This is a genomic window from Enterobacter sp. 5-4, from assembly GCF_000612205.1.
In the GTDB taxonomy this organism is placed as follows: Bacteria; Pseudomonadota; Gammaproteobacteria; order Enterobacterales; family Enterobacteriaceae; genus Enterobacter; species Enterobacter roggenkampii.
The window spans coordinates 182,037-194,812 of sequence record NZ_JFHW01000019.1 but is presented as its reverse complement, the minus strand read 5'-3'; the positions used below and the strand labels follow the sequence as shown (position 1 = coordinate 194,812).

Annotated in this window: 12 protein-coding genes and 1 tRNA gene; 6 read left to right on the top strand and 7 right to left on the bottom strand. The window is 55.6% G+C overall.

The annotated features are described in order from the left end of the window. Window positions 1-62 precede the first annotated feature (62 nt). A tRNA-Met gene (locus AA74_RS0111360) sits at window positions 63-139 on the bottom strand. Window positions 140-347: 208 nt separating this feature from the next. Between AA74_RS0111360 and mltA the strand changes: the two genes are divergently transcribed. Both mltA and tcdA read left to right on the top strand, forming a co-directional pair. Next, the gene (gene mltA, locus AA74_RS0111355; RefSeq protein ID WP_021241890.1) at window positions 348-1,445 is read left to right on the top strand and encodes a murein transglycosylase A; all 1,098 of its coding nucleotides are present in this window, start codon (window positions 348-350) and stop codon (window positions 1,443-1,445) included. A 75-nt stretch (window positions 1,446-1,520) separates the two neighbouring features. Continuing rightward, window positions 1,521-2,327, top strand: a complete 807-nt coding sequence (gene tcdA / locus AA74_RS0111350) for a tRNA cyclic N6-threonylcarbamoyladenosine(37) synthase TcdA (RefSeq protein ID WP_008499651.1) — start codon at window positions 1,521-1,523, stop codon at window positions 2,325-2,327. On the opposite strand, the gene csdE is transcribed toward tcdA, so the two are convergent. Then, the gene (gene csdE, locus AA74_RS0111345) at window positions 2,318-2,764 is read right to left on the bottom strand and encodes a cysteine desulfurase sulfur acceptor subunit CsdE (RefSeq protein WP_023344826.1); all 447 of its coding nucleotides are present in this window, start codon (window positions 2,762-2,764) and stop codon (window positions 2,318-2,320) included. The genes tcdA and csdE overlap by 10 nt on opposite strands. Next, complete coding sequence (gene csdA, locus AA74_RS0111340) at window positions 2,764-3,969, bottom strand: cysteine desulfurase CsdA (protein WP_025912408.1); 1,206 nt, start codon at window positions 3,967-3,969, stop codon at window positions 2,764-2,766. Before csdA ends, csdE begins: the two co-directional genes overlap by 1 nt. A 192-nt stretch (window positions 3,970-4,161) precedes the next feature. On the opposite strand from csdA, the gene AA74_RS0111335 reads away from it, so the two are divergent. The 4 genes from AA74_RS0111335 to rlmM all read left to right on the top strand — a co-directional run bounded on the left by AA74_RS0111335 (window position 4,162) and on the right by rlmM (window position 7,184). Then, a complete protein-coding gene (locus AA74_RS0111335; RefSeq protein ID WP_008499648.1) occupies window positions 4,162-4,389 on the top strand; it encodes a YgdI/YgdR family lipoprotein in 228 nt (75 codons plus the stop codon). A 349-nt stretch (window positions 4,390-4,738) separates the two neighbouring features. Next, a complete protein-coding gene (gene gcvA / locus AA74_RS0111330) occupies window positions 4,739-5,656 on the top strand; it encodes a glycine cleavage system transcriptional regulator GcvA (RefSeq protein WP_008499647.1) in 918 nt (305 codons plus the stop codon). 39 nt (window positions 5,657-5,695) lie between these two features. Then, the gene (locus tag AA74_RS0111325) at window positions 5,696-6,091 is read left to right on the top strand and encodes a DUF423 domain-containing protein (RefSeq protein WP_008499646.1); all 396 of its coding nucleotides are present in this window, start codon (window positions 5,696-5,698) and stop codon (window positions 6,089-6,091) included. Next, on the top strand, window positions 6,084-7,184 hold the full coding sequence (gene rlmM, locus AA74_RS0111320) for a 23S rRNA (cytidine(2498)-2'-O)-methyltransferase RlmM (protein WP_021241891.1): 1,101 nt from the start codon (window positions 6,084-6,086) through the stop codon (window positions 7,182-7,184). Before AA74_RS0111325 ends, rlmM begins: the two co-directional genes overlap by 8 nt. A 62-nt stretch (window positions 7,185-7,246) precedes the next feature. Here the strand turns inward: rlmM and xni are convergent, their stop codons facing one another. The 4 genes from xni to ppnN form a co-directional block, all read right to left on the bottom strand. Beyond that, complete coding sequence (gene xni / locus AA74_RS0111315) at window positions 7,247-8,002, bottom strand: flap endonuclease Xni (protein WP_021241892.1); 756 nt, start codon at window positions 8,000-8,002, stop codon at window positions 7,247-7,249. Window positions 8,003-8,114: 112 nt separating this feature from the next. Next, window positions 8,115-9,482 (bottom strand): L-serine ammonia-lyase II, encoded by a 1,368-nt coding sequence (gene sdaB / locus AA74_RS0111310; protein WP_008499643.1) that lies wholly within the window; start codon window positions 9,480-9,482, stop codon window positions 8,115-8,117. Window positions 9,483-9,547: 65 nt separating this feature from the next. After that, window positions 9,548-10,843 (bottom strand): HAAAP family serine/threonine permease, encoded by a 1,296-nt coding sequence (locus tag AA74_RS0111305; RefSeq protein ID WP_025912407.1) that lies wholly within the window; start codon window positions 10,841-10,843, stop codon window positions 9,548-9,550. A 515-nt stretch (window positions 10,844-11,358) separates the two neighbouring features. Continuing rightward, on the bottom strand, window positions 11,359-12,723 hold the full coding sequence (gene ppnN / locus AA74_RS0111300; RefSeq protein WP_008499641.1) for a nucleotide 5'-monophosphate nucleosidase PpnN: 1,365 nt from the start codon (window positions 12,721-12,723) through the stop codon (window positions 11,359-11,361). Window positions 12,724-12,776 lie beyond the last annotated feature (53 nt).

Here is a 12,776-nt window from a genome sequence, read left to right as displayed (position 1 = left end):
CAAATTCACAAACGACAGATACAAAAAAACACCCTTAAGGGTGTTTATTGTTTTAGAAGTGTTGGTTGCGGGGGCCGGATTTGAACCGACGACCTTCGGGTTATGAGCCCGACGAGCTACCAGGCTGCTCCACCCCGCGTCCGTGGATGCGCACTATACTCGGATAGACTTGTGATGCAACCCCTTTTTCACATTTATCATGATTTTGTATGCAAATTGAACGACATGGCGCTGTTTGGACTATTTTTTGCGCAAAATTTGCCAAAGGGCATGCGATCGCATTTCATTAGCCCTGGCGGTTTGTTATCTTCATCACGCGGAAATGGGCAACTAAAAGACGAGACAGAATGAAAGGACGTTGGGCGAAGTATCTGATGGCGGGCGCAATGGTAGCGATTCTTGCGGCCTGTTCTTCCAAACCGACCGATCGCGGTCAACAGTATAAAGACGGGAAGTTATCCCAGCCTTTCTCTTTAGTTAATCAGCCTGATGCGGTCGGCGCACCGATCAATGCCGGAGATTTCTCCGAGCAGGTTTACCAGATCCGCAACGCGTCACCGCGTCTGTACAGCGCACAGAACAACGTTTATAGCGCGGTACAGGACTGGCTGCGCGCGGGCGGCGATACGCGCAACATGCGCCAGTTTGGTATCGACGCCTGGCAGATGGAAGGGGCCGATAACTACGGCAACGTCCAGTTCACCGGCTATTACACCCCGGTTATTCAGGCACGACACACGCGTCAGGGCGAGTTCCAGTACCCTATCTACCGTATGCCGCCAAAACGCGGTCGTCTGCCGTCGCGCGCTGAGATCTACGCCGGTGCGCTGAGCGAAAACTACGTTCTTGCTTACAGCAACTCCCTGATGGACAACTTCATCATGGACGTTCAGGGCAGCGGCTATATTGATTTTGGCGACGGCTCGCCGCTTAACTTCTTCAGCTATTCCGGTAAAAACGGCCACGCCTATCGCAGTATTGGCAAGGTGCTGATCGACCGCGGCGAAGTGAAGAAAGAAGACATGTCGATGCAGGCGATCCGCGAGTGGGGCGAAAAGCACAGCGAAGCCGAGGTGCGTGAGCTGCTGGAGCAGAACCCGTCGTTCGTCTTCTTTAAACCGCAAAACTTCGCGCCGGTGAAAGGGGCGAGCGCGGTACCGCTAATTGGCCGTGCGTCGGTGGCATCGGATCGTTCGATTATTCCTGCGGGCACCACGCTGCTGGCAGAGGTCCCGCTGCTGGATAACAACGGCAAGTTCAACGGCCAGTATGAGCTGCGTCTGATGGTGGCGCTGGACGTTGGCGGCGCGATCAAAGGGCAGCACTTCGATATCTATCAGGGCATTGGCCCGGATGCAGGCCACCGCGCAGGCTGGTATAACCACTACGGACGCGTGTGGGTGCTTAAGGCGGCACCGGGTGCCGGAAACGTATTCAGCGGCTGATTGTGGTATTCTGAACGCAATACGGATTACTGTTCAGGGTGAGGAGAACCTCACCCTTTTTACATCTGAGGTGTTATGTCTGTGGTAATCAGCGATGCCTGGCGCCAGCGTTTTGGCGGCACGGCACGTCTCTATGGTGAAAAAGCCCTGCAGCTGTTTGCGGATGCGCACGTCTGCGTCGTGGGCATTGGTGGTGTGGGGTCGTGGGCCGCAGAAGCGCTGGCGAGAACCGGTATTGGCGCAATCACGCTGATTGATATGGATGACGTGTGCGTCACCAACACTAACCGTCAAATTCACGCCCTGCGTGATAGCGTCGGCCTGGCAAAATCTGAGGTCATGGCGGAACGTATCCGTCTGATCAACCCGGAATGTCGGGTCACGGTGATTGATGATTTTGTGACGGCAGATAACGTCGCCGAATACATGAGCAAAGGCTACAGCTATGTGATTGACGCCATCGACAGCGTGCGTCCAAAAGCGGCGCTGATCGCCTACTGTCGTCGTTACAAGGTTCCCCTGGTGACGACCGGCGGCGCGGGCGGGCAAATCGACCCTACGCAGATCCAAGTGGCCGATCTGGCGAAGACCATTCAGGATCCACTGGCCGCCAAGCTGCGTGAACGCCTGAAAAGCGACTTTAACGTCGTGAAGAACAGCAAGGGCAAGCTGGGCGTAGACTGCGTGTTCTCGACCGAAGCGCTGGTCTACCCGCAGGCGGATGGCTCCGTGTGTGCGATGAAAAGCACGGCGGAAGGGCCAAAGAGAATGGATTGCGCCTCAGGCTTTGGCGCGGCCACCATGGTGACCGCTTCCTTCGGCTTTGTGGCGGTGTCTCACGCCCTGAAGAAGATGATGGCGAAGGCGGAACGTCAGGCCTGAGCCTGACGTGCGGCGTCCAGTACCGCGTCGTTGAGCGCGATCAACCCCTGACCGCGCGAGGCGCTGAGCTGCGCGCGCAGCCCCAGCTCATCAAATAACGCCAGCGGCGAATGCGCCAGCAGTTCCGCCGCACTTTTCCCTTCCACTGCGGTCAACAATACGGCCAACAGGCCCCGGACGATGCGGCCTTCGCTGTCGCCGAAGAAGTGCAGCTTCTCACCGGAAACGCTCACGCCCAGCCAGACGCGATTTTCACAGCCTGCAATCTCTTTCGCCTGCGCCTTGAGATCGTCAGAGAGGGTCGGTAACTGCTTACCGAGAAGAATCAGCTGGCGATATTTATCTTCCCACTGTGAAAGCGGGGCAAAGGTCTGTTTTAACGTCTCTTCAGTGATGACGGTGCCAAACGGATGTCCGGCTAAAGCAGCGTGAGTCATTAATCCACCAGTATTTCAAGCGCGCGGTCGACGGCGGCAACCAGCGCGTCAACATCGCTTTGTGTGTTATAGGGCGCGAACGAGGCGCGCAGCGTGCCGCTCACGCCGAGCGCCGCCAGCAGCGGCTGCGCGCAGTGCTGCCCGGCGCGCAGGGCGATGCCATACCCGGCCAGCAGCGTTACCATGTCGCTGTGATGCACGCCCACAAAATCAAAGGCGAGCAGGCTTGAATCCTGAACGCGGAACGAGCGGAAACCCGGGCGCTTTTTCAGTTCTTCCTCTGCCAGCGTCGCCAGCCCCCGGCTCCAGCTTTCAGCCTGAACACTGTCTGTTTCTGCCAGCCACTCCAGCGCCGCGCTTAGGCCAATCACGCCGGCTACGTTCGGCGTACCGGCTTCCAGGCGGTAAGGCAAATCCTGCGTTTTGAAACCGTCAAAAGTCACTTCAGCGATCATCTTGCCGCCCCCGAGCCACGGGGTCATTTTTGCCAGCAATTCCGGCTTGCCGTACAACACCCCAATACCGGTTGGCCCGTAGAGCTTATGTCCTGAGAAGGCATAGAAGTCGATATCCAGCGCCTTCACGTCGGCGGGGAAATGCACCACGCCCTGGGCGCCGTCAACCATCACCACCATCCCGTTGGCATGCGCGATGCGAATCGCCTGAGCCAGGTCCGGGCAACCACCGGTGACGTTAGACATCTGTCCAAGCGCCAGAATGCGGCTGCGAGGGGTAATCAACTCGGGGAGACGGGCCACATCGGGCAGAAGGTCTGCGCCCAGCGGAAGCTTCACCACGCGTGCACCCGTTTGTTCGGCCACCATCAGCCACGGCACCAGGTTGGCGTGATGTTCCGCCTCGCTGACGACGATCTCATCGCCCGGCTGAAGCAGCGGGCGCGCGTAGCACTGGGCCACCATATTGATGGCCTCGGTGGTGCCGCGCGTCCAGACGATATTTTTCCCGCTTTCGGCATTGATCAGGTGCGCCACGCGATCGCGTGCGGCTTCGTAGCGCGCGGTTAATCGCTGCGCCTCGGCAAACTGGCTGCGATGCACGTTCCCGGCGCTCAGGCTGTAAAACTGCTGCGTGGCGTCAATGACCGCCTGTGGCTTAAGGGCGGTGGCGGCACTGTCCAGATAAATACCGGCATCGGCCAGCGCCGGAAACTGTGCGCGGAACTGCGCAGGACTGAAAGCGTTCATGGGATTCCTCATTTCAATATCTCGATCGTCGCGCAATTTCCGCGGCAGGGCAAGGAGGTTGATATCTATCAGAATTGTCTGCTTATCCTCATGACCCCAAAAAAGCAGGTTATGCTAAATAGTGTTAGGCGGATGTTTTAGCCTGTTATAAATCGAGGTTTGAATAGCATTAATTGCTAAAGGAGAATAATCATGAATAAGACAGCTGCAATCATCTCTGCCTGTGCGTTTACTTTTGCCCTGAGCGCCTGTTCCGGTAACAACTACGTGATGCACACCAACGATGGTCGTTCCATCGTTTCGGAAGGGAAACCGACAACCGATAACGATACCGGGATGATTTCGTACAAAGATGCTAACGGGAACAAGCAGCAGATCAACCGCACGGACGTGAAAGAGATGAAAGAGATCGAGCATTAACCGATCGCAGGCGAAAAAAAAGCACCGCAAGTTGGCGGTGCTACATTAATCACTATGGACAGACAGGGTAAATGTACAGGAAGTGAAAAATTGGTAGCGTTGCTACCGTGGTCTGAATCGCAGACCAATTGCAAACACAACAACACAACATCACAACCGTAAGCCAAAAGCCCTTCAGAACACGCATTCCGAAAAAAGCTCTTCGTTCCGGCTCAGGAAGTGCCGCCACTATAGGTATTTGCTGGTAGTTCCTCAACGGACAAATTATAATGGCTCAGATAAAAAAAACTAATAGGTTAAACGTTGTTTCCTATTTGTTAAATTCCTTTAACATCTAAGCCATATAACCATGTCAAAGCGATTGCCCCCCCTCAACGCATTACGTGTTTTTGATGCAGCAGCACGTCACCTGAGCTTCACCCGCGCAGCCGATGAGCTTTTTGTGACACAGGCCGCAGTAAGTCACCAAATCAAGTCTCTGGAGGATTTTCTGGGCCTTAAGCTGTTTCGTCGACGCAACCGCTCGTTGCTGTTGACCGAAGAGGGGCAGAGCTATTTTCAGGATATTAAAGAGATTTTTTCGCAGCTTACTGAAGCCACGCGTAAGCTACAGGCCCGCAGTGCAAAAGGTGCTCTGACCGTTAGTTTATTGCCCAGTTTTGCCATTCAGTGGCTGGTGCCAAGACTCTCAAGCTTTAACTCAGCTTATCCGGGGATAGACGTTCGAATCCAGGCCGTGGATCGTCAGGAAGACAAGCTGGCCGATGACGTGGACGTCGCGATTTTTTATGGGCGCGGTAACTGGCCGGGCTTGCGTGTTGAGAAATTATACGCAGAATATCTCCTGCCGGTCTGTTCCCCTCTGCTGTTAACGGGCGACAAAGCGCTGAAGTCTCCCGCTGACCTGGCGCAGCATACGCTTTTGCATGATGCCTCTCGACGCGACTGGCAAACTTATACCCGTCAATTAGGTCTTACACATATAAACGTGCAGCAGGGACCCATCTTTAGCCACAGTGCGATGGTGTTACAGGCTGCCATTCACGGGCAGGGCGTGGCGTTGGCGAACAACGTCATGGCGCAGTCCGAAATAGAGGCAGGTCGCCTGGTCTGCCCTTTTAATGATGTACTGGTCAGCAAGAATGCGTTTTATCTGGTTTGTCATGACAGTCAGGCAGAACTGGGTAAAATAGCCGCCTTCCGGCAGTGGATACTGGCGAAAGCGGCAAGCGAGCAAGAAAAATTCCGCTTCAGGTATGAACAATAACGTTTGTGTGCCGGGCACGCATCAATTCAGGACTTAAACATGACCAGCCGATTCATGCTGATTTTTGCCGCGGTGAGTGGCTTTATTTTTGTTGCACTGGGCGCCTTTGGCGCACATGTCTTAAGCAAGTCGTTGGGCGCTGTAGAGATGGGCTGGATCCAGACCGGCCTTGAATATCAGGCGTTCCATACGCTGGCAATCTTTGGGCTGGCGGTGGCGATGCAGCGCCGTATCAGTATCTGGTTTTACTGGAGCAGCGTCTTTCTGGCGCTGGGTACGGTGCTTTTCAGCGGCAGCCTTTACTGTCTGGCACTTTCGCATTTACGCCTGTGGGCGTTTGTTACACCTGTCGGTGGCGTCAGCTTCCTGGCGGGTTGGGTATTAATGTTTATCGGAGCTATCCGTCTGAAACGCAAGGGCGTTGTTCATGAATAAGGTTGTTTTATATTGTCGCCCGGGGTTTGAGAAAGAGTGCGCCGCGGAAATTACCGATAAAGCGGCGAAGCGCGAAATCTTCGGCTTTGCCCGCGTAAAAGAAAACGCGGGCTATGTGGTATTCGAATGCTATCAGCCTGAAGATGCGGATAAGCTGGCGCGCGAGCTGCCGTTCAGCTCGCTGATTTTTGCGCGCCAGATGTTTGTCGCGGGTGAGCTGCTCAAAGACCTTCCCCCGGAAGACCGCATCACGCCAATCGTGGGCATGCTGCAGGGCGTGGTGGAGAAGGGCGGCGATCTGCGCGTTGAAGTGGCGGATACCAACGAAAGTAAAGAGCTGATGAAGTTCTGCCGTAAGTTCACCGTTCCGCTGCGCGCGGCGCTGCGTGATGCGGGCGTGCTGACGAACTACGAAACGCCGAAGCGTCCGGTGGTGCATATCTTCTTTATTGCACCGGGCTGCTGCTATACGGGCTACTCGTACACCACCAACAACTCTCCTTTCTTTATGGGCATCCCGCGTTTGCGCTTCCCGGCCGATGCGCCAAGCCGTTCCACGCTGAAGCTGGAAGAGGCGTTCCACGTCTTTATCCCGGCGGATGAGTGGGATGAGCGTCTGGCAAACGGCATGTACGCTGTCGATCTCGGCGCGTGCCCGGGCGGCTGGACCTATCAGCTGGTGAAACGCAACATGTGGGTATCGTCCGTTGATAACGGCCCAATGGCGCAAAGCCTGATGGACACCGGACAGGTCACCTGGCTGCGTGAAGACGGTTTCCGCTATCGCCCGAACCGCAACAACATCTCATGGATGGTGTGCGACATGGTTGAGAAACCGGCGAAAGTGGCCGCGCTGATGGCCTCCTGGCTGGTGAACGGCTGGTGTCGCGAGACCATTTTCAACCTCAAGCTGCCGATGAAAAAGCGCTATGAGGAGGTGTCGCAGAACCTGGCCTACATTCAGGAGCAACTGGACGAACACGGGATTAACGTGGAGATCCAGGCGCGTCAGCTGTATCACGATCGCGAAGAGGTGACGGTGCATATTCGTCGCTGGTGGGCGGCCGTAGGCGGGCGTCGCGACGAGCGATAGCATGTACTTTGTTTTGCCCGGTGGCGCTGCGCTTACCGGGCCTACAAAACCGTGTCGTCGCTTTAACGTTCTAACCTTAACTGCTGTAAATTCCCGTCCAGCTGTAAATCCGTCTGGAGCGTTGCGATTTCCCGGCAGATAAACGCCATCTCTTTATGCGCCTCCAGCTTCTTGCGCCATTTTTCTGGCACCTCGTCCAGACGGGCGTAAATGCCCTCCAGACTCTGAAAATCGGTCAGCAATTGCGCGGCGCTCTTCGGCCCAATACCGGCCACGCCCGGAACTTTAGAGCTGCTGATGCCTGCCAGACCCCAGTAATCCGGCAGTTGCTCAGGCGATACGCCAAACTCGCTGGCAATGAACGGCGCGTCCAGCCAGCGTTTTTGAAAATAGTCGCGAATACGGATAGTGGGGGAGAGCAGCTGGCAGTAGCCTTTGTCCGTTGAAACGATCGTGGCCTGATGCCCGGCACTCGCCACCTTTACGGCCAGGGTGGCCGCGAGATCGTCGGCTTCATTTCCCTGTGCGCCCCAGCAGGGGACGCCCCGCTGTTCAAATGCGGCGCGCAGCATGGGTAATTCGGCGTGAAGATCGTCCGGCATCGGTGCGCGTCCGGCTTTGTAGTCGGGCAGACGCTGGTGCCGCCAGCCCGTGTTGCGGGCTTCGTCATCAAAAACCGCGACCGCATGGGTGGGTTCACTGTGGCGGATAAGCTGTTCCAGCGCGTGCAGGCAGGTGTCTTTACAAGGCGTCCCCTGTACCGCATGGATACGGCGAATCAGGTTAAGTGCATCGACGATAAGTAAATGAACGGCCACAGATAATCTCCCTTCTATCTAATGCGTGAAGGGTAACACTGTCAGCAGCATGAAACTATGAATGGTGGGGAAAACAGGAAGAAGCCTCGCAAAACGAGGCTTCCTGAGAGGCTTAATCGCAGGTTACGATCTTCATCGCCAGGCCGCCGCGAGAGGTTTCGCGGTATTTGGCGTTCATATCTTTACCGGTTTCGTACATGGTCTCGATAACCTTATCGAGACAGACGCGCGGTTCGCTGGTGCGGCGCAGCGCCATACGTGCCGCGTTTACCGCCTTCACGGAGGCAATCGCGTTACGCTCGATGCACGGAACCTGTACCTGGCCGGCAACCGGATCGCAGGTCAGCCCCAGGTTGTGTTCCATGCCGATTTCCGCAGCGATGCACACCTGCGCCGGGCTTGCGCCCAACAGCTCCGCCAGACCTGCCGCCGCCATGGAGCACGCCACGCCGACTTCACCCTGACAGCCCACTTCCGCACCGGAAATGGAGGCGTTCATCTTATACAGCGAACCAATCGCACTGGCCACCAGCAGGTAGCGCGCCAGCGAGTTCGCGTTCACTTCACGGATAAACTTGTCGTAGTACGCCAGTACGGCCGGAACGATGCCGCAGGCACCGTTGGTCGGCGCGGTGACCACTCGGCCCCCTGCGGCGTTTTCTTCGTTTACCGCCAGGGCGAACATGTTGATCCAGTCCACCACGGCCATTGGGTCCGTAGTCGTTTTGTCGGTGCTCACCAGCATACGGCGCAGCGCTGCCGCACGACGCGGTACGCGAAGCTTGCCCGGCAGAACGCCTTCGGTGGTGATCCCGCGCTCAATACCGCCGCGCATCACGTCCCAGACGTTAGCGAAGTGCTGTTCCAGCTCCTCTTTGCTGTGCAGCGCCAGCTCGTTTTTCATCATCAGACCGGAGAGGGAAAGGCCCGTCTCCTGGCAGTGGCGCTGGAGGTCTGCCGCCGTTTTGTACGGATACGGCACCTCGACAGAAGAGGTACTGGTTTGACCAAAGTGGTCTTCGTCGACGATAAAACCGCCGCCGATAGAGTAGTAAGTCTGGCTGTATACCGCTTTGTCGCCGGCCAGCGCGGTAATGCGCATGCCGTTTTCGTGTAGCGACAGGTTGTCCGCATGGAAATTCATGCAGTGGTCAACCGGGAATTCAACCTCATGCTCGCCGTTCGCCAGCAGCAGGCGCCCGTGGGTGTTCACGTCCTGGATAAAGCCAGGGATCGCATCAATATCAACGGTATCCGGCAGGTTTCCCGCCAGGCCCATGATAATGGCGATATCGGTGTGGTGGCCTTTCCCGGTCAGGGAAAGTGAGCCGTATACATCGACAACCACGCGGGTGATGTCGTGCAGGATGCCGCGTGCAATCAAGTCATCCGTGAACTGCTTACCGGCTTTCATCGGTCCGACGGTGTGAGAGCTGGAAGGACCAATACCGATTTTGAAGATATCGAATACGCTAATCATGATGCGTCCATTGCTTTCAGTCAGAGAGGAGGGTGTGCGCCGTCCGGGGACGGCGCGGGTGAGAATCAGAACATGGTGTACAGGGAGTAGAAGATCGCAGAGATAGCGATAAGCCCCATGATAACCACAAAGATGTTGCTGACATGACCGCTGTACTTACGCATAGCCGGGACTTTCTGAATCGCGTACATCGGCATCAGGAACAGAATCATCGCGATGACCGGGCCGCCCAGGGTTTCAATCATGCCCAGGATGCTTGGGTTCAGCGTCGCTACCGCCCAGGTGGTGAGCAGCATGAACAGTGCAGTGATTTTGTTCAGCTTGTTGATTTCAATGCTCTTGCCTTTACCGCGCAGAGATTTGATCACCATACCGTTGAAGCCTTCACGTGCGCCGAGGTAGTGGCCCAGGAAGGATTTGGTGATGGCGATCATCGCGATGATCGGTGCCATCCACGCAATCAGCGGTGCGTTAAAGTGGTTCGCCAGGTAAGACAGAATTGAGATGTTCTGCTCTTTCGCTGCCGCCAGGTCCGCCGGGGAGAGGCTCAGTACGCAGCTGAAGACGAAGAACATAACGGTCAGCACCATCATGATGTGAGCGCGTGCCAGGATACTGGAGCACTTCTTCTCTGCGCCATTACCGTACTCTTCACGTTTCGCCACGGCGAAAGAGGAGATGATTGGGGAGTGGTTGAAGGAGAAGACCATTACCGGGATCGCCAGCCACAGGGTCATCAGCAGGCCGTTACCGGTTGCAGACGCGCTGCTCAGGGACAGGGTTTCCAGCGCTGCGCCGTTCCACTGTGGGATCAGGTAGCAGGCCAGCAGCATCAGTGCGGCTACAAACGGGAACACCAGTACGCTCATCGCTTTCACAATCATCTGCTCACCGAAGCGCACGATGGTCATCATGCCGACAATCAGGATCAGAGACAGGATGGCACGCGGTGGCGGCGTCATGTGCAACTGGTGAAGCATGAAGCTTTCAACGGTGTTGGTGATCGCCACGCTGTAGACCAGCAGGATAGGGTAAATCGCGAAGAAGTAGAGCAGGGTAATCAGTTTACCTGCGCCCACGCCGAAATGCTCTTCAACCACTTCAGTAATGTCTTCGCCCGGGTTTTTACCGGACAGCACGAAGCGGGTCAGACCGCGGTGTGCAAAGAAGGTCATCGGGAAAGCAATGATAGCCATAATGATCAGCGGAATCAGACCGCCGACGCCTGCGTTGATAGGAAGGAACAGTACACCAGCGCCGATTGCCGTGCCGTAAAGGCCAAGCATCCACATGGTATCCGTTTTGCGCCAACCACTTCGGGATTCAATCGAAGCAACGGTGCTGGTTTGAGTGGTTTCCATCTGTATCTCCTGGAGGAAGCAAATTGTCAGGTTTTTAGTCAAATCCGATGAAAAAGTGCCTGACGGTAATATGAAATTCGTTCAGTGACGGTTTTTTAATAATTTTCGCCCGTAACTATTGGCGGGCGGAAAGATACATTCTCGTTATGAATCTATCAGTGATCGCGATCCCAAATGCAATAATCCACTTATGATGTGGGCATCTTTAGACCATTTATCTGTTAAAAAAACATCAAAGAGAATTTACGCGCGCGAAGGCTACCACCAACGACATGTGCGCTGAAAGACTGGCCCTTGATATAGGTGTCTTTCGCTGTAAAGAAATGGGTTTTTAGTATTTTCTGGCAGGTAATTTGGATTAAGGCTGATAATTTACGGTTGAAAAATATAGGTAATCGTTTGCGTTTGTGGCGATTTTGTAAAAGATATAAGTAATGCCTATGAATTACATCAGGAATAAAAAAAGCCGGAACGCGCGACAGGGCGACCCGGCTTTGATGAGATGCCGCTAAGCGTTATGTGCAGATTTCGTAGCAAGGAATATAGGCGGAGCCCGGCAGCTTCATGCGGTGCTGGGCGACAAAGCCCTGCAGCATGTCATCCATGCGGCGCATCATCTCCGGATCGCCGTGGATCTTGTACGGACCGTACTGCTCAATGGCGCGGATACCGACCTCTTTGACGTTGCCCGCCACAATCCCGGAGAAGGCGCGACGCAGATCGGCGGCCAGGACTTCCACCGGCTGGTCCGGGTAGAGTTTCAGGTTCGCCATGTTCTCGTGTGAAGGCTCGAACGGGATCTGCAGGTCCGGCGCGATGCGGATTGACCAGTTAAAGCTGTAGGCATCCCCGGTATCGCGACGGTTCTCCTTCACCAGCGGCATCGCTTTTTTCATCTGGCGCGCCACTTCCGCAGCATCGTCGATGATGATGCGATAGTGACGACGCGCGGCTTCACCCAGCGTGTGTACGATAAACTCGTCCAGCACGCGGAAGTAGTCGGCGCTCTCTTTTGGCCCGGTCAGGATCAGCGGCAGGACCTGATCTTTGTTGGCCGGGTTCATCAGAATACCCAGCAGATAGAGCAGCTCTTCCGCTGTCCCCACGCCGCCCGGGAAGATGATGATGCCGTGGGCGATACGAACAAACGCTTCAAGACGTTTTTCGATATCCGGCATGATAATCAGCTCGTTAACCAGCGGGTTAGGTGGTTCAGCGGCGATGATGGACGGCTCGGTCATGCCGATAAACCGTCCCTCTTTGTAGCGTTGCTGCGCGTGACCCACTGCGGCACCTTTCATTGGCGCTTCCATCGCACCCGGACCACATCCGGTACAGATATTCAGCTCGCGCAGGCCAAGCTGGGTGCCCACCCGACGCGCATAAAGGTATTCGGTTTCGTTAATGGAGTGACCGCCCCAGCAGACGACCATGTTCGGTGCTTCACCCACGTGCAGGGCACGGGCGTTGCGCAAAATAGAGAACACCAGGTTGGTGATATGGACCGAGCTTTCCAGGTCGAGATGCTGGAAACGGCCTGCGTTGTGGATCTGCCCGTTAACAAACAGGATGTCACGCAGCACGGCAAACAGGTTAGCCTGAAGTGAACGGATGATGCGTCCGTCGACAAACGCCTCTTCCGGCGGGTTGATGACTTCAAGCTTCACGCCGCGCTCGCGGCGCAGCACGTTGATATCAAAGCTTTCGAAGCGGGACAGCAGTTCTTTACTGTTATCTGTCAGGCTTCCGGAGTTCAGAACGGCAAGTGAACAGTTACGAAACAGTTGATAAAGATCGCTGCTGGCCGTGCGTTTAAGCATGTCCACTTCCAGCTGCGACAACATATCCATTGAGCCAAGCGGGCTAATATGTGTAATCAAGTGAGCTCCTTACGGGACGATTATCGTCTTTCCCTGTTGATTACAATAGCCCT

Coding starts and splice junctions, on each gene's coding strand:
- mltA (WP_021241890.1), top strand. CDS start 348: ATGAAAGGACGTTGGGCGAAGTATCTGATGGCGGGCGCAATGGTAGCG.
- tcdA (WP_008499651.1), top strand. CDS start 1,521: ATGTCTGTGGTAATCAGCGATGCCTGGCGCCAGCGTTTTGGCGGCACG.
- csdE (WP_023344826.1), bottom strand. CDS start 2,764: ATGACTCACGCTGCTTTAGCCGGACATCCGTTTGGCACCGTCATCACT.
- csdA (WP_025912408.1), bottom strand. CDS start 3,969: ATGAACGCTTTCAGTCCTGCGCAGTTCCGCGCACAGTTTCCGGCGCTG.
- AA74_RS0111335 (WP_008499648.1), top strand. CDS start 4,162: ATGAATAAGACAGCTGCAATCATCTCTGCCTGTGCGTTTACTTTTGCC.
- gcvA (WP_008499647.1), top strand. CDS start 4,739: ATGTCAAAGCGATTGCCCCCCCTCAACGCATTACGTGTTTTTGATGCA.
- AA74_RS0111325 (WP_008499646.1), top strand. CDS start 5,696: ATGACCAGCCGATTCATGCTGATTTTTGCCGCGGTGAGTGGCTTTATT.
- rlmM (WP_021241891.1), top strand. CDS start 6,084: ATGAATAAGGTTGTTTTATATTGTCGCCCGGGGTTTGAGAAAGAGTGC.
- sdaB (WP_008499643.1), bottom strand. CDS start 9,482: ATGATTAGCGTATTCGATATCTTCAAAATCGGTATTGGTCCTTCCAGC.
- AA74_RS0111305 (WP_025912407.1), bottom strand. CDS start 10,843: ATGGAAACCACTCAAACCAGCACCGTTGCTTCGATTGAATCCCGAAGT.